We start from the raw sequence: 20,787 nt of genomic DNA, 5'->3' as shown, positions 1-20,787 counted from the left end.
TTGTTATCAAAATTCGAACAGTCAATTCGAATATAGCGCAATTATCCCAAATGTCATCTCGGTCATAGTGAGCCCATCGCGCTTACATGCACATCCACCAAGGAGAAATTTCATGTCTGCCATGGAAAACAGAACCGCCATCATCACCGGCGCATCACGCGGCATTGGTGTCGCCCTTGCCAAACGATTGGCCACAGATGGCTTTGCTGTGGTGATCAATTACGCCAATTCTGCCGCCGCCGCCGAAGAATTGGCCGAAAGCCTGAAATCTGATGGGCACAAGGCCCTCGCGGTGAAGGCCGATATTGCGCGTCCCGATGCGGTCACCGCCCTGTTTGACAAAACCATCGCCGAATTTGGCGGTGTCGACGTCATTGTCAATAATGCTGGTGTGATGACCACACAGCCGATTGCCGAGATGAGTGACGCCACCTTTGATGCGATGATGGACATCAATGTGCGCGGCACATTCAACATGCTGCGCGAAGGGGCGAAACACCTGCGCGATCATGGCCGGGTGATCAATTTTTCAACCACGGCCCTGCATCTGAAATTGCCGGGCTATGCGGTCTATAACGCCACCAAGGCGGCGGTCGAGGCCATGACAGCGGTCTATGCCAAGGAACTGCGCGGCCGTCAGATCACGGTCAATGCCGTGGCCCCGGGCCCGGTTGCAACCGAGCTGTTCCTGAATGGCAAAACCGATGAGCAAATCGCCCAGTTTTCCAAAATGCCCCCACTTGAACGCCTGGGGCAGCCCGACGACATCGCCGGGGTCGTGTCCTTCCTTGCCGGGACGGACTCTGGCTGGGTTGATGGCCAAACCCTGCGCGCCAATGGTGGGTTGGCGTAACCCAAACATCGCCCACTCCTGAAACCGGTCTGGCATCAGGCTATCGCTGGTGATTTCCCCCACCCCCGCACCTGCGTTTGGTCCGATGCCCGATTTGGTTGAATGCTGGGCCGTTATGATGCCGCCGCGTGGTTTCACCGGCGGCATCATTGCTGTTTTCACCAAGCCCCCATCGCGAAAAACGATATCAAATATCCTGTTGTATCTGTCCATTGACCGGGTTTTGCAGCATGATGGCCCGCAAACACCCGCACCAGACGCCACCACCCAAGAGAACGCCGATGATCAACAGCCCCACACCGACCGAAATCACTTTCCGCCCAGCCACCCGCGATGATTTGCCCGCCGTCGTTGCGCTTCTGGCCGATGATGAAAAGGGCAAAACCCGCGAAGAATGCACCGATCCTTTGCCCGATGCCTATTACGCCGCCTTTGACGCCATGGCATCGCAATCGACTGCGGCCCTGCCCAACCAATATCTTCTGGCCTGCCAAGGCGAGGATATTGTCGGATGTCTGCAACTGACCCTGATTGCCGGATTATCCCGGCGCGGGCAATTGCGCGCGCAGATCGAAGGGGTGCGGGTATCAAGCCGCCATCGCGGCCAAAAAATCGGTGAAAAGCTGATTTTAGAATCTATTTCGGTATCGAAATTACTTGGCGCTGTCCTGATACAGTTCACCACCGATAAAACCCGCAAGGATGCCCATCGATTTTATGAACGGCTTGGCTTTGTTGCCAGCCACGAAGGCATGAAAATGGCGCTCGACCCAGCGTCATCATAAAAATATCATCCCAAAACTGATCGGTTTTGCCTTTGTCCAACCATGTTGTTGGTCAAATCTGGTAGTCTGACCATGACGATCTTGGCAAAACACACAGACGGAGGTTCACCATGAATTTATCCGACTTGCAGGAAATGGCCCGTAGTCGCGGATTTTCCCATGTTTTCAGTGCATCGGGCACCCTTGTGACATGTGACGGGAAACAGGCGAAGTATCATGCCGATGACCTGACCATCATCGATTCCAGATCCGTCGATGCCGGCACCGATCCCGGTGATGATGCCACCCTTTACATGATCGAGGCCAATGACGGCACACGCGGCATGCTGATTGTCCCTGACAGCTTCCATACCGATGCCGACAAGGCGGATCTGATCGATCATTTACGGCGAAAGCATTCCTGATCTCTGGAACAAGTTGTCTGGTCCGGCGTTTTCCCTATATCGAGAAAATTGCGATTCAGGAGGAACAAATGACCTTGGCTGATCTTCAGGCAAATGCCAAAGAACACGGTTTCGAACACCATTTCATGTGTGAAGACGATGGTGCGCGCAGCGACGGCACCGGCCATCTTTACCAACCTCATGAATTGCGTCTGGTGCATTCCAACAGCACCGATAACGGCACCGATCCCGGCGATGACGCCACCCTTTACATGATCGAGGCCAATGACGGCACCAAAGGGGTGATGATCATCCCCAACAGCTTCCACGCTGATCCGCAAGAAGCCCGTTTGATTGATGTTCTGCGTAAAAATCGACAGGAAAATGCCTCGTAACCTTAAGAAATGGTCACAAGGCTCACGATCTTGTGTCACCGCGACGGCGTGCAATTTCGCAAAATGAACACAAATAAACACCTGTCGCGACATAAAAGGTCAATAGCTTAGGCTCAGGACCTAGACTAGGGTCTGAACCCAATTGAATGCTTGAAATGGTCGCGAGGAATTTGTGCGGATATCAGGAGCATTACCGCAGCAAGGCTCGTTGCCTTGCAAGGTGATGCGACGTAATAGCCCGTGCAAATTCCTCCGATCCGAAGGACATCAGGACATCAGGACACTCTGCGACCTGCTGCGTCAATCCCCTTGCCCGGGGCAATACCCCGCGCGGCGGAGATTTCCTTGCATGTCTTGCTTGTTCTGATGCCATTTTAAACATTCAATTGGGTTCAGACCCTAACCATAAACACACCGTATCGAGGCAGACACGCACATGTCGGATCTTTTGCCGTTTTTTCGGGCCTGGGTAACCGATCCCAGACGGGTTTCGGCCATTTCGCCATCCAGCCCCGCACTGGCGCAGTTGATCACATCCGAAGTCATCCCCGGTCAGGGCCCGGTTCTTGAACTGGGGCCGGGCACCGGGGTCTTTACCCGTGCGCTGCTTAAACGCGGACTGCCCGAAAATGATCTGACCCTGATCGAAGCGGGACCGTATTTTTCCCGTCTGTTGTCGGACCGTCATCCCGATGCCCGCATCTTACAAATGGATGCCACCCGGCTGGCAAAGGCCGGTCTTTATGCCCCTAGCACGCTTGCCACCGTCATTAGCGGCCTGCCGCTTTTGTCGATGAAACCGCGCCAGATCATGGGAATCCTGACCGGCACTTTTGGCTATTTGCGCGATGATGGTGCGTTTTACCAGTTCACTTATGGCCCGCGCTGTCCCGTTCCCTCGGCCATTCTCGGCCGTCTTGGTTTGCGCGCCACGCGCATTGGCACCACCGTGCGCAACATGCCGCCCTCATCAGTTTACAAGATTGAACGGCTTCAGCGCGCCCGCGCCTTGCAATCTGCATAAGCGTTATATTTCATTCACTTAACAATCAAAAACGCCCCAGAACCCAACGGGTTTAACATCGGGTGGCGCATTTTGCGCGCATATCACCCTTGACAGAGCTTCTTCTGATATAGATAGTTCGGTAACTGAACGAATTAAATAAACCAAACAATAATCAGATCAATCAGGAGAGGTCGGTGAGCGAATCCTTGCGCATTTCCCGGAAGTTTTCCCAACGTGCCGTGATGGAGGTCATCGTCCAAAATGGCCCGATTTCACGCGCATCCATCGCCAAACAAACCGGGCTTTCCAAACAAACGATTTCGGAAATCGTCCGTCAGCTTGAAGAAGCCGGCTGGGTACAGGAAACCGGGCGCACCACCGGCCATGTCGGACGCACTGCCGTTACCTATGAATTGATCCCCGATGCGGCCTTTATCGCCGCTGTGGACCTTGGCGGGACAAAGGTCCAGGTCGCCATTGCCGATCTCGCCTGTCAGGTTTTTGCCGAACAAGTCGCCCCAACCGATCCGCGTGGCGGACAGCATCTGATTGATCAGATTACCGAGCTTTGCTGGCAGGCCGCCGATTCCCAGAAGATCGATCGCAACCGCATTCGCCTTGCGGTCATTGGCGTGCCAGGTGCCCCCGACCCCAAGAGTGGCAAGGTGTTGCTCGCCCCCAATATTGCCGGGTTTGAGGACATGGATGTCTTTAGCGCCTTTGAAAAGGCGTTCGGCTTTGATGTCATGCTTGAAAATGACGTCAATCTGGCGGTTCTTGGTGAAAACTGGCTCGGCGAAGGTCAGGGGATTGATAACCTGGCCTTTATCGCGCTTGGCACCGGTATTGGCAGTGGCCTGATGGTCAATGGTGAACTGGTACGTGGGGCCGGCAACGCCGCCGGTGAACTGGGTTTCCTGCCATTTGGCGCCGATCCGTTCGATACGGAATCCATTCGGGCGGGGGCCTATGAACGCATTGTTGCCTCTGTCGGCATGATGCAGCGTTACACGGCCCTGACCGGGCGAGATGTCAAAGTCCCGGCGATCTTTGATGCCGCCAATGACGGCGAAGATGCTGCAAATCAGGTTCTTGATGAAACGGCGCGCTACCTTGCATTCGGGGTCGGTGCGATCACAGCCATCGCCAACCCGGAAAAAATCATCATTGGCGGATCAATTGGCAACCGCCCGGAAATGATTGCCCGCACGCAAAAATTCCTGCCGCAAATCATGCCCCAACCCATCACCATCGTGCCCAGCAGCCTGCATCAGCGTGCGGCCATCGTCGGTGCCGCCGCCATCGGACTTGGTCATCTGCATAACACCTTTTTCGGCGCGGATGCCCCCGACGGGCGCATTTCCCTGCCACCTGCCAGCAGTGTTTCCCTTAAGGGGGCAAGCACATGACCAAAACCAACGATCTGCACAGCAAGCTGGCGGCTTTGCTGGACCGCGAAGATGCGCTTGATCTGTTTCGCGGCGCCATTGGTGCGCAAAGCATTACCGGCAACGAAGCCAATTTCGTCGCCTATCTGTCCAAACAGATGACCAACCGCGGGGTTGAAGCCATCACCACCGCCGAATTTGAACCCGGCCGCCCAAACATCTGGGGCGAACGCAAAGGTGTTGGCGAAGAAAATACTTCGAAATCGAAACGACTTTTGTTCATCGGCCATACGGATACGGTTCATGTCGATGGCTGGTGCGATCACTGGAAGGGGACTGAGCGCGAAGATCCCTTTGGTGCGCCGTTGATTGATGGAGAAATCTGGGGCCGGGGATCTGGCGACCTTAAGGCCGGGATTTGCGCATCGCTTGCCGCACTCAGTCTGCTGGATGCGGCGGGCATCAAGCTTGAAAACGATCTGGCTTTTGCCTACGTCGGCGATGAAGAAAGCGGCCAGCCCGGATCGGGTATTTCCGCCGGGATCAAGGATTACACTCACCGCATTGCCACAGGTGAAATCGCCAAACCCGACTTTACCGTCTATGTTGAACCAACCCGTCTGGCGGTCTATCCGGCCCAGATCGGCTTTTACATTGCCGATATCAAGATCACCGGTAAATCGGCCTATTTTGGTGTGCCGGAACTGGGCAAGGACGCACTCAAAGCCGCCCATTCCGTGATGTCCGCCCTTTGGGCCCATTCCGATGAACTGAAATCACGCGGCCATCATGACCTGATCGGCGAAGGCTTCCTTCTGATCACCGGATTGACCGGTGGCGGGTTCATTGCGGTACCGGAAGAATGCAAACTTTCGCTGATCCGTAAATTACTGCCCGGCGAAAGCCTTGATGACGCAGCGCGTGAAATGGAACAGGTCATTCGCGGCGCGATTGCTGATCCCGAAATCACAGTTGCCATTTCCTATCCGGCGGGCCGCGACCATGCGCTGGGCGGATCGGCGGCTGAGATTGACCCGAACTTGCCAGAAGTCCGCGAATTGTCAAACGCCGTTGCCACCGCCATGGCCGGGCGCGGTGAGATCGAAGGCGCGCCGTTCTGGTCGGAAACCCCGTTTTTTGTCAATGAGTTGGGAACCCCGGCGGTCTATTGCGCGCCGGGTGATATCCGAAACTGCCACACATTCGAAGAACGCGTCGATATCGAAGAGTATTTTGCAGGCATCGTCGCCTTTGCCTGCTTTATGGCCCGTTACTCAGGGATCGCAGACTAACCGTCCGGCGACACGAAACAACGAAACCACAAAACAAAAACACACCATCTATCAGAGGAATGGCTCATGTTGATTAAGGGATTGCTTAAAACCGGTCTTATTGCCGGATTCATGATGAGCAGCACTGCTGCCTTTGCACAAACCATTGGTCCGAACGGCGAAACCGCCACCCCCAGTGCAGAAATCACCCTTTCGGATGCCGAATTTTCCAGCTTAAAGGAAAAAGGCCTTAAGGCGGCCTTGCTGTGGCATACATCATCGGATTTCATCAATGCGGTATCTGCTGGTGCAACCGATGAATTCGCCAAAGCCGGGGTCAAGATTGCTGTCACCACCGATGCCGGTTTTGATGCCGCACGTCAGCGCAGCGACATCGAAACGGCCCTGACTGCAGAACCTGATATCATTCTGGCCTTGCCGCTTGATCCGGTGACATCTGCTGCGGCTTTCCGCGAAGCCGTTGAAAACGATACCAAACTGGTGTTCCTGTCCAACCTGCCGTCTGACTATAAACATGGTACCGATTATGCCGCCATCGTCACCGATGACCTGTTTGCCATGGGCAAACAAGCGGCTGATGCGCTGGCCACAGAAATCGGTGGCAAAGGCAAGGTCGGCTGGATTTTCCATGACGCGACCTATTACGTCACCAACCAGCGTGACAATGCGTTTAAAACCACGATTGAAAATAACTATCCGGACATCGAAATCGTCGCTGAGCAAGGCATCACCGACCCGGCCCGCGCCGAAGAACTGGCAAATGCCATGCTGCTTCAGAATCCCGATCTTGATGGCATCTATGTCACATGGGCCGAACCGGCTGATGGCGTTTTGGCGGCCCTACGTGCCAATGGCAACAAACACACCAAAATCGTCACCCTTGATCTATCCGAACCGGTCGCAATTGACATGGTCCGTGATGGAAATGTGACGGCAATTGTCGCCGACAAGGCCTATGAGTTGGGCCGTGCCATGGCGGCAACCGGCCTTAAGGCTATTTTGGGCGAAGAAACCCCGCCCTTTATCGTTGCCCCGGCCTTAACGGTGAAAAAAGAAAACGTTCTGGATGGCTGGAAAGAGTCGCTCAACCGCGATGCACCGGACTCCATCATCAAAATGATGAACTGATCATCTGTTTTCCGGGCGGTACCTCATCGCCCGGCAAACGGACATCGATAATGTTTTCTGACCATCCATGACACCCTTTGCTTTGCCGTTCCGCCCAAGGAAGTGACCGATCATGTCCCAATCAAAACCCGGCAACCCGACATCTGCCAACGCCGCCGCCAGCAGATCACTGCGCCAGATTGTTGGCCGGATCAATCTGCAGCAATATGTCGTTTATTTTGGCTTTCTTGCCATCTTCCTGTTCTTTGCCATCACACTGGGCGACAACGGGTTTTTAAGCATCCGCAATCTGTCAAACATCGTGCTGCAAACCGCCCCGGCGACGATCCTTGCGATTGGTCTGGTGTTTGTGTTGTCGGCGGGTGAAATCGACCTGTCGTTTGGCTCCATCGTTGCCGTTTCCGCATTGGCTGCCGCCGTGGTCATGAATGAATACGGGATGGTGGCCGGCATTGCTGCTGGCATGGGGGCTGGTCTGCTGGCCGGGGCAATCAACGGAACGGTTGTCGCCTTTGTCCGTCTGCCATCATTTCTGGTGACCTTGGCAACCATGGGATTGTTTGCCGGGATTGCCCGATCAATGACCAATCTGCGCTCCATCCCGGTTCTGGATGGCGATTTTGCCGGTTTCTTTGGATCGGGCAGCTTTTTAGGCATTCCTTCGTTGATCTGGTGGACGGTTCTGGCCGTTGCAGTTGGTCATTTCATTTACCGCGAAACCCGGTTTGGCGCCCATGTCCTTGCCACCGGCGACAACCCACAGGCTGCCAGTGTGTCGGGCATCAAGGTTGCGCGCATTCGGCTTTATGTCCTGATGCTGTCGGGCGGATTGGCCGGGCTTGCCGGGTTGCTCTATGCCGGGCGTTTGCAGGCGGCCAAATACACGCTTGGCGAATCTGATCTGATGACCGTGATTGCCGCTGTCATCGTCGGTGGAACCCTTTTGCATGGGGGGCGGGGGACGATCATCGGGGCGCTGATTGGATCGCTGATGATGGGGATGCTCAATAACGGGCTGATCCTGATGGGGCTTTCGGTGTCCGATCAAATGATCGTCCGGGGCCTGATCATTCTGGCCGCCGTTGCCGTCTCGTTGCGTGAAAAAGCGCGATAAGCCCAAAAAGCAGGAGAAAAACCATGTTTCTTGATGTCTTATGCCGTCGCAATCCGAAATTCGTCGAGGCCGCCATGGCCCTTCACCGTGACGGCAAAGTGCCCGCCAATGCCTATATCCTTGATCTTGATGCGGTTGAGGCCAATGCGCGCACCTTGAAAACCGAGGCCGACAAACACGGTCTGAAAATATTTGCCATGACCAAGCAGGTCGGACGCGCCAGCTCGTTCTCGCACGCGGTGATGCGTGGCGGCATTGACCGGTCGGTCGCGGTCGATATGGCCTGCGCGCGCGCCACTCATAACGCCGGGCTGCGCGTTGGGCATCTGGGCCATCTTCAACAGATCGCCAAATTCGAAGCAAACGCAGCCGCCGCACGCTTCCGCCCCGATTATTGGACCGTCTTTAACGATACCAAGGCGACCGAAGCCGCCACCGCCGCCCACAAGGCCGGGTATGTTCAGGATATTCTGGCCCGCATCCACGCCGAAGGCGACACCTTCTATCGCGGCCATGAAGGCGGGTTTCGCGCCGGTGACATCACAGATATTGCTGATTTCATTGATGATTTGGCGGGCGGACGCTTTGCCGGAATTACAACATTCCCGGCCTTACTGTTTGATCACGACAGCCGCAAGGTCCTGCCAACCCAGAATCTAACCACGCTGACCAAGGCCGCCGAACGTCTGGCAAAACATGGCTGTTCTGATATCGAAATTAATGCGCCGGGCACCACATCCTCGGTTCTTTTGGCTGGTCTGGCCGAAGCGGGCGCAACTCAATGCGAACCAGGTAACGGCATCCACGGCACCACCGCCCTTCATGTGGTTGAAGACCTACCGGAACTGCCTGCTGTGCTGTATCTGTCCGAGGTGTCCCACCTGTCGGGTGGTAAGGCTTATTGCTTTGGCGGCGGGTTCTATATTGATCCGATTTTCCCCGATTATGACGTCCAAGCCATCGTTGGCGATGAGCCGACCACCGCAGAAACAGCCCTTCGTTCAGTCGAAGTACCACCGCCCTCGATGATTGACTATTACGCCATGATCGATGCCACCGGGCCAAAGGCCCCGAAACCGGGCGATACCGCCATCTTTGGTTTCCGCGGGCAGGCCTTTGTCACCCGTGCCTATGTGGTTGGGGTATCGGGTATTTCGACCGGCAATCCGGTTGTTGAAACCATTGAAAACAGCTTTGGCGAAACCGCCGCATGGCCGGTTTAGGAGACATCTTATGAGCAATACAAAACCGGTCCTGAGCCTCAAAGACATTCAGAAGCATTTTGGCGCGGTCACCGCGATTGAAAACTTCTCCCTTGATATCCATCCCGGGGAAATTGTTGCCCTTGTCGGCGACAATGGCGCGGGCAAATCGACCCTGATCAAGATCATCTCGGGCGTTTACGCGCCAAGTTCCGGTGCAATCACGATCGAGGATGAAACGGTTTCAATGGCCAGTTCCGATATCGCCCGCGCACACGGGATCGAAGTCGTCTATCAGGATCTTGCCCTTGCCGATCAGCAAAGCGTTTATATGAACATGTTTCTGGGCCGTGAAATCACAAACAAAATTGGCATGCTTGATCGCAAAACCATGATTTCCGAAACGCAGAAACTGGTTGATGAACTGGATGTCCGTATTCCAAGCCCGCATGCCACCATCCGTGATCTTTCGGGCGGTCAACGCCAGGGGGTTGCGATTGCGCGGGCCACGCGCTGGGCGAAAAAGGTCATCTTGCTTGATGAACCAACGGCGGCATTGGGTGTTGCTGAAACCGCCAAGGTCGAAGAAATCGTTGAATCACTGAAACAGCGCAACATCGGCGTTTTGATCATCAGCCACAGCCTTGATCAGGTTTTCCGTCTGGCTGATCGCGTCTGTGTGCTCCGCCGCGGTCAGCAAATCGGCATTCGTGAAACAGCCAAAACCGACAAAAACGAAATCATCGGCATGATCACCGGCTTACAGCAAAGTGATGCGGCGTAACCCCGACATCCATTGGAACGCCCACCTCCAGCCGAGACTGCTTGGCTGGGGGATACCCCATCAGATATCATCCTAACTGGTTTCCTCAACCCGCCGGAAGGTATCAGGATAATCCATCACCAAGCCAAACCGATCCAGTTCCAGCTCGGCCTTGAATGACCGGAATAATCCTTCGTAGCGATACCGCCGACCCACAATCAAACAGGTATAGCGCTGTTCTGCCGGGACGGGCAGAAACGCCCCTTCAACCTGGCTTGGCAGTGGGACATAGGCCGCGACAATATCCTGACGGGCCTTTGGTGCCAGCCCAAGCCGCTTGATCGCCAAGGTGTTGGTGGCCGGGGTCACACCAATATCAACATCAAAGCACCCATCAAGCGACGGCACCGGCCGGTCGCCAAGGATGTCATGCCAATGACCGTCCCCATCGGCCACAACATGCAACGTCTGACCGCCGATATATTTGACCAGCACTTCACGTGTCCGACATTGCGCGTCCGCGCGCACCGAATAATAGGCACCATATTTGCCCCCGCGCGTGCCTGAAACCACTCCTTCAAGGATCAAATGCGCGTCATCCTGAACAAGCGTGCAGCGTTCAAACCCCTGTCCCTGCCAGTTGGTCCAACACACCGATGTCCGCATTCAATCCTCTCCTCTGTGCAAAATGTTGTCAAAGTCCGTCGCCACCGCATGTTGGCGATTTGGACAGGCAATAACGGAAAATTTCTTACCGCCGATACATCATTTGCCGGTAATTAAGCGCCTCGGCAATATGCGGGCGTTTAACAACACCACTGCCCGCCAGATCGGCAATCGTGCGCGCGACCCGCAAAATCCGGTGATATCCACGCGCCGAAAGCTTCATGCGCCGGGTGGCATCCTGCAACAGTTCCCGCCCGGCATCATCGGGGGCGGCCGCAGTTTGCAGAACCTCGCCATCGGCCAAGGCGTTGGTTGAGATATATTCGTTTTTATATCGTAACATTTGAAGTTCACGTGCCAGAAACACCCGTTCGCGCACAGTCGCACTGGTTTCGCCGTTTGCGGGCAAATCAAGTTCTTCAGGCTTCACGGCGGGCACATCAATCTGAATGTCAAACCGGTCCAGAAGCGGGCCTGAAAGCCGCGCCTGATAATCCTCGCCACAGCGTGGTGCCCGGCTGCATGCAAGGTCATTATCACCCAGATACCCACAACGACACGGGTTCATCGCCGCCACCAGTTGAACCCGGGCCGGATAGGTCACATGCGCATTGGCGCGCGCCACCGATACCTGCCCGGTTTCAAGTGGCTGACGCAGCGCATCGAGTACATTTCGCTGAAATTCCGGCAGTTCGTCTAAAAACAAAACCCCGTTATGGGCTAGCGACATTTCACCGGGTTTGACCCGATGGCCACCACCAACCAGTGCAGGCATCGATGCAGAATGGTGTGGTTGCCTGAACGGCCGTGTGCGGATTAGGCCGCCTTCGGGCAGCAATCCCGATACCGAATGAATGACCGTGGTTTCAAGTGCTTGCCTTGCATCCAGATCAGGCAAAATACCCGGAAGACGCGCGGCCAGCATCGATTTTCCCGATCCGGGCGGGCCGCTCATCAATAAATTATGGCCCCCGGCAGCGGCAATTTCGAGTGCGCGTTTGGCACTTTCCTGCCCCTTGATATCACGCAGGTCCGAACCCGGACCGGCAGGGACGACATTGGCAACGGCACGTGGCCGGGCCAGAATTTGTGTGCCTTTGAAATGATTGATCAGGCTGACAAGGTTCTTGGGCGCCAGGATCTCAAGGTCACCCGCCCAAAGCGCCTCGGCCCCGTTGTCACACGGGCAAATCACGCCAAATTCCTGCATGCTGGCTTCCATGGCGGCGGGCAAAACCCCGCCAACACTGGTGATGCTGCCATCAAGGCCAAGCTCGCCAAGAGCTAAAAACCGGGCGATATCCTCATGGCCGATGACATCCATCTCGGCCAGAAGGCCCAAGGCAATCGGAAGATCGAAATGCGATCCTTCTTTGAGCAAATCGGCCGGGGCAAGGTTAATCGTGATGCGCTTGGGCGGTAAGGCAAGCCCCATGCTTGATAAGGCGGATCGCACCCGTTCGCGGGCCTCGGACACGGCTTTATCAGGCAATCCAACAACCGAAAACGACGGCAGGCCACTTGCCATTTGCACCTGAACATCCACGGCAATCGTTTCAATCCCGGCAAAGGCAACCGTCGTAACCCGCGCTGTCATCCGTCCGCCCCCAGAACCCAAAGTTGCATTACTTTGCAGCCTCATGCAGGAAATGGCAACGCATCGTTTAAAGTCAGGGGATTAGAAGTGCGCCGGACTCGGCAAATGACAGCATATCACGGCGAAAATTTCATAATCTTTCGATCTCGAAATAACTATCGATGACGTTGATCGCAACCAATCTTTTTTATTGATTTGGAACGAGGTTTTGAAATGGAGAAAGCAGTTTCGGCTTGTCGTTCTCCACTTCCTATCCCCTCAAAACGCCACGACAAATGCGGCCAGAACACCCAGCCAGTAATGCAGAATTGTCACGCCGATCAAGTTCTTCTGGGCCTGATAGACATAGCCAAAGACAATGCTGGCAACAAACGTGATCATGACGGCATCAATGCCAAACGCCAGATGCAGCGATGCAAAGACCGTGCTGGTCAAAAGGATCGCACGATGCCCTTTGGTATCACCCAAAAATTTCTGGAACAGCCCCTGCAAAAGCCCTCGCGAACCAAGCTCCTGAAACAGGGTGTGCGCAAAATACTGCAGCAAAAAGATCAAATCGACAGTCGCACCCGGTGGTGCCGCGGTATCGGATGACGGACCTTTAAAGTTGAGCAAATAGATCGCAACCGGAATTGTTATCACCACACAGGCCGCGACGGACTGTAGGGCGGCACGCTTAAACCCTTCACGCCGAATGCCAAGATCAGCAAGCGGGATCTTCATCACCTTGATCACAAGAAGGCACGGCACAGCCAGGAAAAGGATCGCCTGCCAGGAAAAGCCGGGATCATAGACATCCCTGACGTATTTTTCTGCGACCAGATAAAACAGTGCTGTGGAAATCAGGAAGATCGCAATCGTGAAAACCAGAAAGGAGCCAAACTGATTTTGAAGCGTTTTGATTTCCAGCTCCCGCCGGAGCGATGCGAGCATGTTATCGCTCATTTGGCGCGCGCGATTGACGGCGACGCTGGCAAGTGCCGCCTTTAGCGCACCAATGACTGCTGCGGCATCATCGCGCGCTTCCAGTTCTGTGGTTGGTATCTTGATCAAGCGACACGCACTCTCTGCACGAACCGAAGATGTCCGCATACCGCCGTCCAGAAATGCGAGCTCCCCGACACACTCACCTTCTGGTACCGCATTGAGCAAGATGTCTTTGCCATCGTCGGCTTTGCGCAATGCAACCGCATCGCCAGAAAGCAGAAAATACAGGTCGTTGCTTGGTTCACCCTCTCGCATAATAAAGTCGCCAGCACTTACATTTGTCTGCTCTGCGACCGAGATGATCGACGCCATAACCTCTGCCGATACCTTTTTAAGGGCAGGGTGTGTGCGTAATGCATGCGCACTTGATTGGATATCGTCGTTCATAACTCTCTACAATAAAAGCGATTTGGGATATCAATACAGGTCGGTAATATACTGCGCGACGATCCAAATGTCTCCAATATCGATATTGCTATCAGTTACTCAATACACACTGTGAAAATGAGCAAGATGCAAGCCCGGAAAAAAGCCGTTCTGATCATAAACGCCTATTTTGATCCCTGGCGATCAGCAACGCCCACCCGCTGGTTCGTGCCCAGAGCAATGGCACCCTATTATCTTGCCGGCTATTTCGATCAGAAACAGGTTGAGGTCCGGGTCTGGGACGAGGTTTTTCATGGACCCTTGCTTGATACACGCATTCTGGAATGGCCGGATGTCGTGATCTTCACCGGCTTAACCGCGGCGTTTGACCGGACCCATCAGCTTTCAGCCTATTACAAATCCGCAAACCCGTCGGGCATCACCATAATCGGGGGGCCGATTGCGCGCGCCCTGCCCAAACTGTGTACTGAAGTCTTCGATTACGCCACTCAGGGTGACGTCGAAGATATCGCCGAGATTATCACAGATCTGTTCGGCCCTGATCATGCCGACGCACACGGCGCACCGCGCTTCGACCTTGCCCGCCCGACCATGGGGCTTAGCTATCTGGAAACCACAAAGAATTGCAATTTCGCCTGCTCGTTCTGTTCACTCACGGCAGAGGGCCGCGCCTATAAACCCCATAGCGACGCCTCAATTAATCGTCAGCTCGACGCAATGGGGCGCGTGCTGGGTGTCATGGTTCTGGACAATAATTTCTATGGCAACAACCGGGATAATTTCCGCTATCGCGTTGAGATGATTGGGGAACGATGGCGCAATGGCCAGTTTCGCGGCTGGGGTGCGCTGGTGACGGGTGACTTTTTCAAACGCAGGGAAAACCTCGAACTTCTGGCGCAAAATGGCTGCAAAGCCATTTTTTCCGGCGTGGAATCGCTGGACCCCGCAGTCCTGAAGAACTTCAACAAGAAACAAAGTATCACATCAGATCCACTGGCCCTGACGGCACTCTGTGCCGAGTATGGCATTAACTTTGACTACGGCATGATTACGGATTTCACCGAACAAACGGTTGCCGAGGTCGCGGGCCAAGTCAACGGCATTCTGGCAAACCATCGTATTCCGTTGCCCAGCCTGCTGTCCGTACCGATCCCGATTTTAGGCACCCCGCATTTCGAAGCATCCGCGCTTAACGGTCGTTTGATGCCAAATCTGGCCCTGAGCGATATGGATGGAATGAAGCTGGTTGAATGGCCAAAGGAACCGCTTGAGGTCGTACGCACGTTCCTTGCTGACCTCCTTCAATTTAAGGGGCGCAAAATGGCGCTGACACGGCACGCGTTCCGCCACGCCTGGCATTGGCGTCGCCACGTCAGTCTCGACCAAACGGCATTGGCGCTTGTTCGACCCTTACATCGATTTGGCGGCCGCATCGATGTCGGTAGCCCCCGGCGGATGATGGAAACTTATCGCGAACCAGAACGCACATTCAGCGCCATGAGCGATCCTCTGCGCAACGCCTATCGTCCGCGCATCAATCTACCGTCCCGCTTCGAGAAGTGTTTCGAGCCGTTGCGGATTACCAATCCGGATGGCAGTCTTAGCGAAGCATACCTAAAAGCCCGCCCTTAACAGTTAAGGCTGATCTGTGGTCGCTTCTGTGGTCGCTGACAACCGAACAGATAGCATATTGTCCCTGAATTGCTGTGCAGACGTCGTCCAACTATAACGCAGTGCGTATGCACGGCACCGATCAGACGAAATACTGCGTGCATCAAGTGCCGCTTGGCGCAAATCCTCGGACAACACACCAACTCTGTCAGGACCGGATGCATGATCTCCCAACACGTCGCGTGGGCCCATCACCGGATATGCGGCAACAGGCAGGCCGCAGGCCAACGCTTCAAGCAGCACCAAACCGAAGGTATCTGTCCTTGACGGGAAAACAAAGACATCGGCACTTGCGTAATGGCGCGCCAGATCCGTTCCCGTCTTGGCACCCGTGAAATGAACATCTGGGTATTTACGACGCAGCCGTTCGAGTTCCGGCCCATCTCCGACCACCATCTTCGAACCGGGCAGATCAAGATCAAGGAAGTCGGGTATGCTTTTTTCGACCGAAACACGCCCGACATAAAGAAAGATCGGTCGCGGCAAATCCGCCGCCACATCGTTTTCACGGATCGGCTGGAACAGGCTGGTGTCAACGCCGCGCGACCAGCGCATCAGGCGTTTGAACCCATGGTTGGCAAGATCCTTTCTCAGGGTTTCTGTCGCCACCATGCAGCCGTCCCCCTTGTTGTGGAACCGGCGAAACCAACCATAAAAGAACGCGGCCGGCACAGGGACACGCGCAGCTGCGTATTCCGGAAAGCGGGAATGATAAGCGGTCGTAAATGGCCATTTCAAACGACGTGCGACGCTGCCCGCCATAAGACCCAAGGGACCCTCGGTCGCGATATGCAAATGGGTGCACCCGGCGGCAATCATATGTTTGCGAACCGTACCCGGACGGGTCAAGGCAAGACGAATTTCGGAATATCCGGGGCATGGCATGGTTCGAAAACTATCGGGTGACAGGATCTCAACCCGAAACCCCATGCGTCGCAATTCTTCTTCCATATACTCTATGGATCGGACAACACCGTTGACCTGCGGACGGTAGGCGTCCGTTACGATCAGGATGGCCTTTTCGTCCCCGGCAAAATCCGATGTCGGTTTGCCACTCATTGGATCGGACCAACCGGCTTTGAGCCACGTGAATCCACAGGCGTCTCCTTAAAAATGACCTGCGATTGCGTATCTAGGCCGCTCTCAGTCCATCGGATCACCTCAAGGCGACCGTCGGCCGCCTCGACGATCCCGGTGCAACTTTCGACCCAATCGCCAGCATTCACATAATGGATGCCGCCCATCTGACGACTGACAGCATGATGGATATGACCACAAATGACACCGTGCAGACCGCGCTTGCGCACATCCGCTGCCACGATCGTCTCGAACTGGCTGATGATGCCGATGAAACTTTTCACATGTCGTTTCGCAAAGGCACCCAGCGACCAGTAATCAAGACCAAACCTGCGACGCACCCAGTTGACGACCGTATTGCTGGTAAGGGCCAGTTCGTAAAACCGGTCGCCAATATGGGCCAGCCACGTCGCCTTTCGCACAACCGGATCATATTGATCGCCATGGGTCACAAGATAGCGTCGACCATCTGCCGTAGTATGGATCACCTGATCGCGCACAGCGACCTTCGCAACCAGCCTGTCGGCATATCTGCGCACGAATTCGTCATGATTTCCCGGAATGAAAAAGACTTTGGTCCCATCGCGCGCGCTGGTCAGCAGGCTCTGGATGACCGCCTCGTGGGTTTCTGGCCAATACCAGGACCGCTTCAGACGCCAGCCATCAATGATATCGCCGACCAGATAGATGGTTTCAGCCTCAAAGGCTGCCAAAAATTTCGTAACCAATTCAGCTTGGCAGTGCCGGGTCCCCAAATGGATATCAGAGATAAAGATCGACCTGACCTTTTGTGGCGATGACGACGCCATTTTTTCAGTTCTCCTAATAAGCCACTCGCGCATTGCAGATTGCCAGAACAACACCGGTGTTGTCTGAACAGGCGAAGACCCGACGTCCCGGGCAGATCGAAATGCGATCCTTCCTTGGGCAGGTTTTCCGAGGCAAAATTTATGGAGATACATTTGGTCGGTACGGCCAATCCCATGGCCAAAAAGGCAGATCGTACCCTTTTGCGGCTTTCCAATCCCGCGCTGTCATGTCGGCTGATCCCCATAACCCCTAGTTATATCACTTTGAAGGGAAATGGGGATCAAGGCAACATATCGTTCGGTGACAGGGGCTTAATGGTCAACTTACCCCCGAAACTTAATACCGACTATTCTGGCGCGTAGTCGGTATTAACCATCCACGGTGTGCCGAACTTGTCATTCACCAGTCCAAACCCCTTGGACCAGAAGGTTTCCTCGAACGGCATCACCACCGTGCCGCCCTCGGCCAGCTTGTCAAAAAGCTGTTTGCCTTCCGCCGCTTCGGGGAAATGCACGGAAATATTCATGCCCTGCATCGCGGTAAAATGCTCCGACGGACAATCGGATGCCATGATGTGCCAGCCATCCCCCATCAAACAGGCATGGGCAATTTTATCGGCAAAATCGGGCATGTCCTTGCTCATCGGCGTATCGCCAAACGGCATGGCGATCAGTTCGCCACCCAGAACGGATTTGTAAAACTCCATCGCCGGGCGGCAATTTCCATCAAAGTTGAGGTAGCTGATAACTTTCATTGGGGCATTCCTTTGTTACATCAATTGGCGGCGTTAAATTATGGTTCCAACCCGAACTGGGCAGCACCGTTGTCAAAATCAAAAGGCACGGAAAAATGTTCATGGGCGATGCGCCATTGGTTAGCCTGCTTTTCAAGGTGATAACTGGCCCGCATCCAGCTTGCCTGCTCGGTCCCATCCTCTTGGCGCATGCCACAGCGGATCAATAACCGGGCAACGCCCAGATGGCCTGACACCCGGGTGACCGGTGTTTGCATTTCAACGACCATTTCTGCGTCCTTGGGCAAGCATTTCTCCCAATGGGCGCGGTATTCTGTAATGCCGTTAAATTGCAACGGCCCGACCGCGTCATAAGAACAAATATCCTCGCTATAAAGGGCGATGATCGCATCAATGTCCTTGGTACGGTTGGCCTCTGCCCAGCGGGCAAAGATATCGGCGATGGCGGCTTGGTCCTGTGATTGTTTGTCAGTCATCGGACATATCCTTCAATTGGTGGCACGAGGGATCAGCAAAGCGGCAATCAGCCGGCCTGAACAGCCCGTTCCAACGCCGCGATATCAATCTTTTGCATGGTCATCATTGCTGTCGCCGCCCGTGCAGCAACATCCGGGTCAGAATCGGTCATCAACTCGATCAGGCGGGTTGGGGTAATCTGCCAGAAAACGCCAAAACGGTCCCTGATCCAGCCGCAATCACGCGGCTCCCCGCCTTCGGACAAACAGTCCCAGTAATAATCGACCTCTGCCTGATCCTTGCACTCGACCACAAAGGAAACTGCTTCGGTGAATTTGAAATCGGTTGGGAAATTAAACGCGGTAAATTTTCGACCAAAAAGTTCAAAACCAATGGTCAGAACACTGCCTTCCGGGCCGGGACCCGCTTTGCTTGCGCGCATGGTCTTGCCGATCTTTGCCTCGGCAAACACAGACGTATAAAAATTGACGGCATCTTCGGCACAGCCATTAAACCATAAAAACGGACTAATTTTTTGCTGCATGGGGCATCCTCCTTGCCACAGAACAAATGGCACGTGATCAAAACGGTCAAACCGGCTGGTTGATGAGTATTTTATTGTATTCCCGTTTGACAAATACGTTGATATCAACATAATTAATTCATGTCAAAAAAAGATTTCAACCACAGCGATAGACCCGTACCGTTCGCTCATACCCTGATGGTGCGGGACTCGTGCCTGTGCCTGCATGTGCGCAGGGCAGCGCGCACCATTGCGCGTCGATTTGACGATGCGTTTCGCCCGTTTGACCTGACCAGCGGGCAATATTCGCTGTTGATGTCTCTCAACCGGCCATATCCACCGCATATGAAGGATGTCGCCGACCTTCTGGCGATGGATCGCACCACATTGACCGCCAACCTCAAACCGCTTGAACGGCGCGGTCTGGTGGCAATTAATCCCGACCCAAAAGATAAAAGGGGCCGTTTGCTCACACTGACCGAGGATGGCTTGGCCCTTCTCGCACGCGCCTTTCCCGTCTGGGAAAAAACCCAGCGGGACCTTGAAGGACTGGTGGCCCATTCCGATCCAAAACAACTGTTGGCGGATCTGATCAGTCTGTCTCAGGAACCAAAGCAGGAAGCGGAAAAATAGGTTTCCACCGTCTTACGCGGTTTCAAGCCGATATTTAAGGAACGCTTTCCCGTCGTGGTTTACCGGACCAACAAAACGGGCACCAATGCGCCGCAAGGCCCCCAGTTTCGTGCGCGATGGCGGCAACAGAAAGGTGACAAAGGGAATGCACGGGTCGGACCGGGCAAAGGCAAGCGCCTTGCGCGTGACGGCCATGCCCAGCCCAAAGCAATCAGGCCGCAGCACCAACCCGAAATCCCATTCATCGCCTTCTTTTTGAAACCCACCCCACCCGGCGTAATTCCCGTCATGCAGGATCGCCCAATGACCGAGCCCGTCGCGCTGCCAACTGGCATCCTTGGTCGCCCTGAACCGCACGTAATCATCATCACCCCATACACCGGCCAAAAGCGGCATGTGAACGCCCATCCGGGGATCAGACATATGGGAAATCACCACATCAGGGGGGATATCGCCAAGCGGCACAAAGGCAATTGCATCACCTGACGTCACAGATCGGCTACGCATCGGGCTGGTCCAGTACAATCATCAAAAAAGGCGCAAAAGACACCCGTCCATTGCGCCGTTCCCTGATTGATCTGTCAATTGTCCGAACGATCACGCCCGATCACAATCGGTCAGACCCTATTCGTCCGATGTGCTGCCATCACGCGGCGGCAGGAATTCCTTGCGGCACGGAACAGCTTCTTCGTTGACCACAGTCCAGCCAAAATTGCGAAACTTGCCAAAGCTTTCTTTTTTCATCGTGATGCCGCTTTCCTTGTGCTTACGCACTTCGCGGGGATCTTCGCCGTCAATCTTGTCAGCACGGATCCAGGCCCGTTCACGCATTCCTTTGGTGATCGTCGGTTCGGTCATACAGGCTCTTTTCATCAATTAAGTTGGCAAACCGCATCATAACGCAATCTGTCTTGTGG

The 20,787-nt window shown here is 54.7% G+C and carries 24 protein-coding genes; 13 read left to right on the top strand and 11 right to left on the bottom strand.

Annotated features, from left to right (window positions below):
- The first annotated feature begins 112 nt into the window (after nucleotides 1-112).
- From AC0VXT_RS20380 to AC0VXT_RS20330, 11 genes are all read left to right on the top strand, one after another.
- A complete protein-coding gene (locus tag AC0VXT_RS20380; RefSeq protein WP_475546865.1) occupies nucleotides 113-853 on the top strand; it encodes an SDR family oxidoreductase in 741 nt (246 codons plus the stop codon).
- Between the two features lie 281 nt (nucleotides 854-1,134).
- Nucleotides 1,135-1,638, top strand: a complete 504-nt coding sequence (locus AC0VXT_RS20375; RefSeq protein ID WP_475546864.1) for a GNAT family N-acetyltransferase — start codon at nucleotides 1,135-1,137, stop codon at nucleotides 1,636-1,638.
- A 110-nt stretch (nucleotides 1,639-1,748) separates the two neighbouring features.
- Nucleotides 1,749-2,042 (top strand): phosphoribosylpyrophosphate synthetase, encoded by a 294-nt coding sequence (locus AC0VXT_RS20370; protein WP_475546863.1) that lies wholly within the window; start codon nucleotides 1,749-1,751, stop codon nucleotides 2,040-2,042.
- A 68-nt stretch (nucleotides 2,043-2,110) separates the two neighbouring features.
- A complete protein-coding gene (locus tag AC0VXT_RS20365; protein WP_022733686.1) occupies nucleotides 2,111-2,416 on the top strand; it encodes a hypothetical protein in 306 nt (101 codons plus the stop codon).
- Between the two features lie 436 nt (nucleotides 2,417-2,852).
- Entirely contained in the window at nucleotides 2,853-3,440 is a 588-nt protein-coding gene (locus tag AC0VXT_RS20360; protein ID WP_475546862.1) for a class I SAM-dependent methyltransferase, read from the top strand.
- A 176-nt stretch (nucleotides 3,441-3,616) separates the two neighbouring features.
- Nucleotides 3,617-4,831 carry an ROK family transcriptional regulator gene (locus AC0VXT_RS20355; protein WP_102783574.1) on the top strand — a complete coding sequence of 405 codons (1,215 nt, stop codon included), beginning with the start codon at nucleotides 3,617-3,619 and terminating at the stop codon, nucleotides 4,829-4,831.
- Nucleotides 4,828-6,102 (top strand): M20 family metallopeptidase, encoded by a 1,275-nt coding sequence (locus tag AC0VXT_RS20350; protein WP_475546861.1) that lies wholly within the window; start codon nucleotides 4,828-4,830, stop codon nucleotides 6,100-6,102. Before AC0VXT_RS20355 ends, AC0VXT_RS20350 begins: the two co-directional genes overlap by 4 nt.
- 66 nt (nucleotides 6,103-6,168) lie before the next feature.
- Complete coding sequence (locus AC0VXT_RS20345; protein ID WP_475546860.1) at nucleotides 6,169-7,230, top strand: substrate-binding domain-containing protein; 1,062 nt, start codon at nucleotides 6,169-6,171, stop codon at nucleotides 7,228-7,230.
- Nucleotides 7,231-7,342: 112 nt separating this feature from the next.
- A complete protein-coding gene (locus tag AC0VXT_RS20340) occupies nucleotides 7,343-8,344 on the top strand; it encodes an ABC transporter permease (RefSeq protein WP_101301384.1) in 1,002 nt (333 codons plus the stop codon).
- 23 nt (nucleotides 8,345-8,367) lie between these two features.
- Nucleotides 8,368-9,567: an alanine racemase gene (locus tag AC0VXT_RS20335; protein ID WP_475546859.1), complete on the top strand. Its 1,200-nt coding sequence runs from the start codon at nucleotides 8,368-8,370 to the stop codon at nucleotides 9,565-9,567.
- Nucleotides 9,568-9,577: 10 nt separating this feature from the next.
- Complete coding sequence (locus AC0VXT_RS20330) at nucleotides 9,578-10,330, top strand: ATP-binding cassette domain-containing protein (RefSeq protein WP_475546858.1); 753 nt, start codon at nucleotides 9,578-9,580, stop codon at nucleotides 10,328-10,330.
- A 72-nt stretch (nucleotides 10,331-10,402) separates the two neighbouring features.
- Here the strand turns inward: AC0VXT_RS20330 and AC0VXT_RS20325 are convergent, their stop codons facing one another.
- The 3 genes from AC0VXT_RS20325 to AC0VXT_RS20315 form a co-directional block, all read right to left on the bottom strand.
- Nucleotides 10,403-10,975, bottom strand: a complete 573-nt coding sequence (locus tag AC0VXT_RS20325) for a putative glycolipid-binding domain-containing protein (protein WP_475546857.1) — start codon at nucleotides 10,973-10,975, stop codon at nucleotides 10,403-10,405.
- A gap of 85 nt (nucleotides 10,976-11,060) precedes the next feature.
- The gene (locus AC0VXT_RS20320; RefSeq protein ID WP_475546856.1) at nucleotides 11,061-12,572 is read right to left on the bottom strand and encodes a YifB family Mg chelatase-like AAA ATPase; all 1,512 of its coding nucleotides are present in this window, start codon (nucleotides 12,570-12,572) and stop codon (nucleotides 11,061-11,063) included.
- Nucleotides 12,573-12,830: 258 nt separating this feature from the next.
- A complete protein-coding gene (locus AC0VXT_RS20315) occupies nucleotides 12,831-13,946 on the bottom strand; it encodes a cyclic nucleotide-binding domain-containing protein (RefSeq protein ID WP_475546855.1) in 1,116 nt (371 codons plus the stop codon).
- 117 nt (nucleotides 13,947-14,063) lie between these two features.
- On the opposite strand from AC0VXT_RS20315, the gene AC0VXT_RS20310 reads away from it, so the two are divergent.
- On the top strand, nucleotides 14,064-15,578 hold the full coding sequence (locus AC0VXT_RS20310; protein ID WP_475546854.1) for a B12-binding domain-containing radical SAM protein: 1,515 nt from the start codon (nucleotides 14,064-14,066) through the stop codon (nucleotides 15,576-15,578).
- 3 nt (nucleotides 15,579-15,581) lie between these two features.
- Here the strand turns inward: AC0VXT_RS20310 and AC0VXT_RS20305 are convergent, their stop codons facing one another.
- The 6 genes from AC0VXT_RS20305 to AC0VXT_RS20280 all read right to left on the bottom strand — a co-directional run bounded on the left by AC0VXT_RS20305 (nucleotide 15,582) and on the right by AC0VXT_RS20280 (nucleotide 19,258).
- On the bottom strand, nucleotides 15,582-16,676 hold the full coding sequence (locus AC0VXT_RS20305) for a glycosyltransferase family 4 protein (RefSeq protein WP_475546853.1): 1,095 nt from the start codon (nucleotides 16,674-16,676) through the stop codon (nucleotides 15,582-15,584).
- Nucleotides 16,673-17,449: a UDP-2,3-diacylglucosamine diphosphatase gene (locus AC0VXT_RS20300; RefSeq protein ID WP_475546852.1), complete on the bottom strand. Its 777-nt coding sequence runs from the start codon at nucleotides 17,447-17,449 to the stop codon at nucleotides 16,673-16,675. Before AC0VXT_RS20300 ends, AC0VXT_RS20305 begins: the two co-directional genes overlap by 4 nt.
- Entirely contained in the window at nucleotides 17,344-17,679 is a 336-nt protein-coding gene (locus AC0VXT_RS20295) for a hypothetical protein (RefSeq protein ID WP_475548606.1), read from the bottom strand. The genes AC0VXT_RS20300 and AC0VXT_RS20295 overlap by 106 nt, the downstream gene beginning before the upstream one ends.
- 171 nt (nucleotides 17,680-17,850) lie before the next feature.
- A complete protein-coding gene (locus AC0VXT_RS20290; protein ID WP_475546851.1) occupies nucleotides 17,851-18,258 on the bottom strand; it encodes a VOC family protein in 408 nt (135 codons plus the stop codon).
- A 38-nt stretch (nucleotides 18,259-18,296) separates the two neighbouring features.
- Nucleotides 18,297-18,734, bottom strand: coding sequence for a YybH family protein (locus tag AC0VXT_RS20285; RefSeq protein WP_475546850.1), 438 nt, complete (start codon nucleotides 18,732-18,734; stop codon nucleotides 18,297-18,299).
- A 47-nt stretch (nucleotides 18,735-18,781) separates the two neighbouring features.
- Nucleotides 18,782-19,258, bottom strand: coding sequence for a VOC family protein (locus AC0VXT_RS20280; RefSeq protein WP_475546849.1), 477 nt, complete (start codon nucleotides 19,256-19,258; stop codon nucleotides 18,782-18,784).
- 120 nt (nucleotides 19,259-19,378) lie between these two features.
- Between AC0VXT_RS20280 and AC0VXT_RS20275 the strand changes: the two genes are divergently transcribed.
- Nucleotides 19,379-19,870: a MarR family winged helix-turn-helix transcriptional regulator gene (locus tag AC0VXT_RS20275; protein ID WP_475546848.1), complete on the top strand. Its 492-nt coding sequence runs from the start codon at nucleotides 19,379-19,381 to the stop codon at nucleotides 19,868-19,870.
- Between the two features lie 12 nt (nucleotides 19,871-19,882).
- Here the strand turns inward: AC0VXT_RS20275 and AC0VXT_RS20270 are convergent, their stop codons facing one another.
- Entirely contained in the window at nucleotides 19,883-20,377 is a 495-nt protein-coding gene (locus AC0VXT_RS20270) for a GNAT family N-acetyltransferase (protein ID WP_475546847.1), read from the bottom strand.
- Between the two features lie 117 nt (nucleotides 20,378-20,494).
- Nucleotides 20,495-20,728, bottom strand: a complete 234-nt coding sequence (locus AC0VXT_RS20265; protein ID WP_022733669.1) for a hypothetical protein — start codon at nucleotides 20,726-20,728, stop codon at nucleotides 20,495-20,497.
- Nucleotides 20,729-20,787 lie beyond the last annotated feature (59 nt).

The organism is Thalassospira sp. Z349TD_5 (assembly GCF_056173045.1).
Note: the sequence above shows the minus strand (reverse complement) of the source record. Positions and strands in the feature narration are given on the sequence as shown.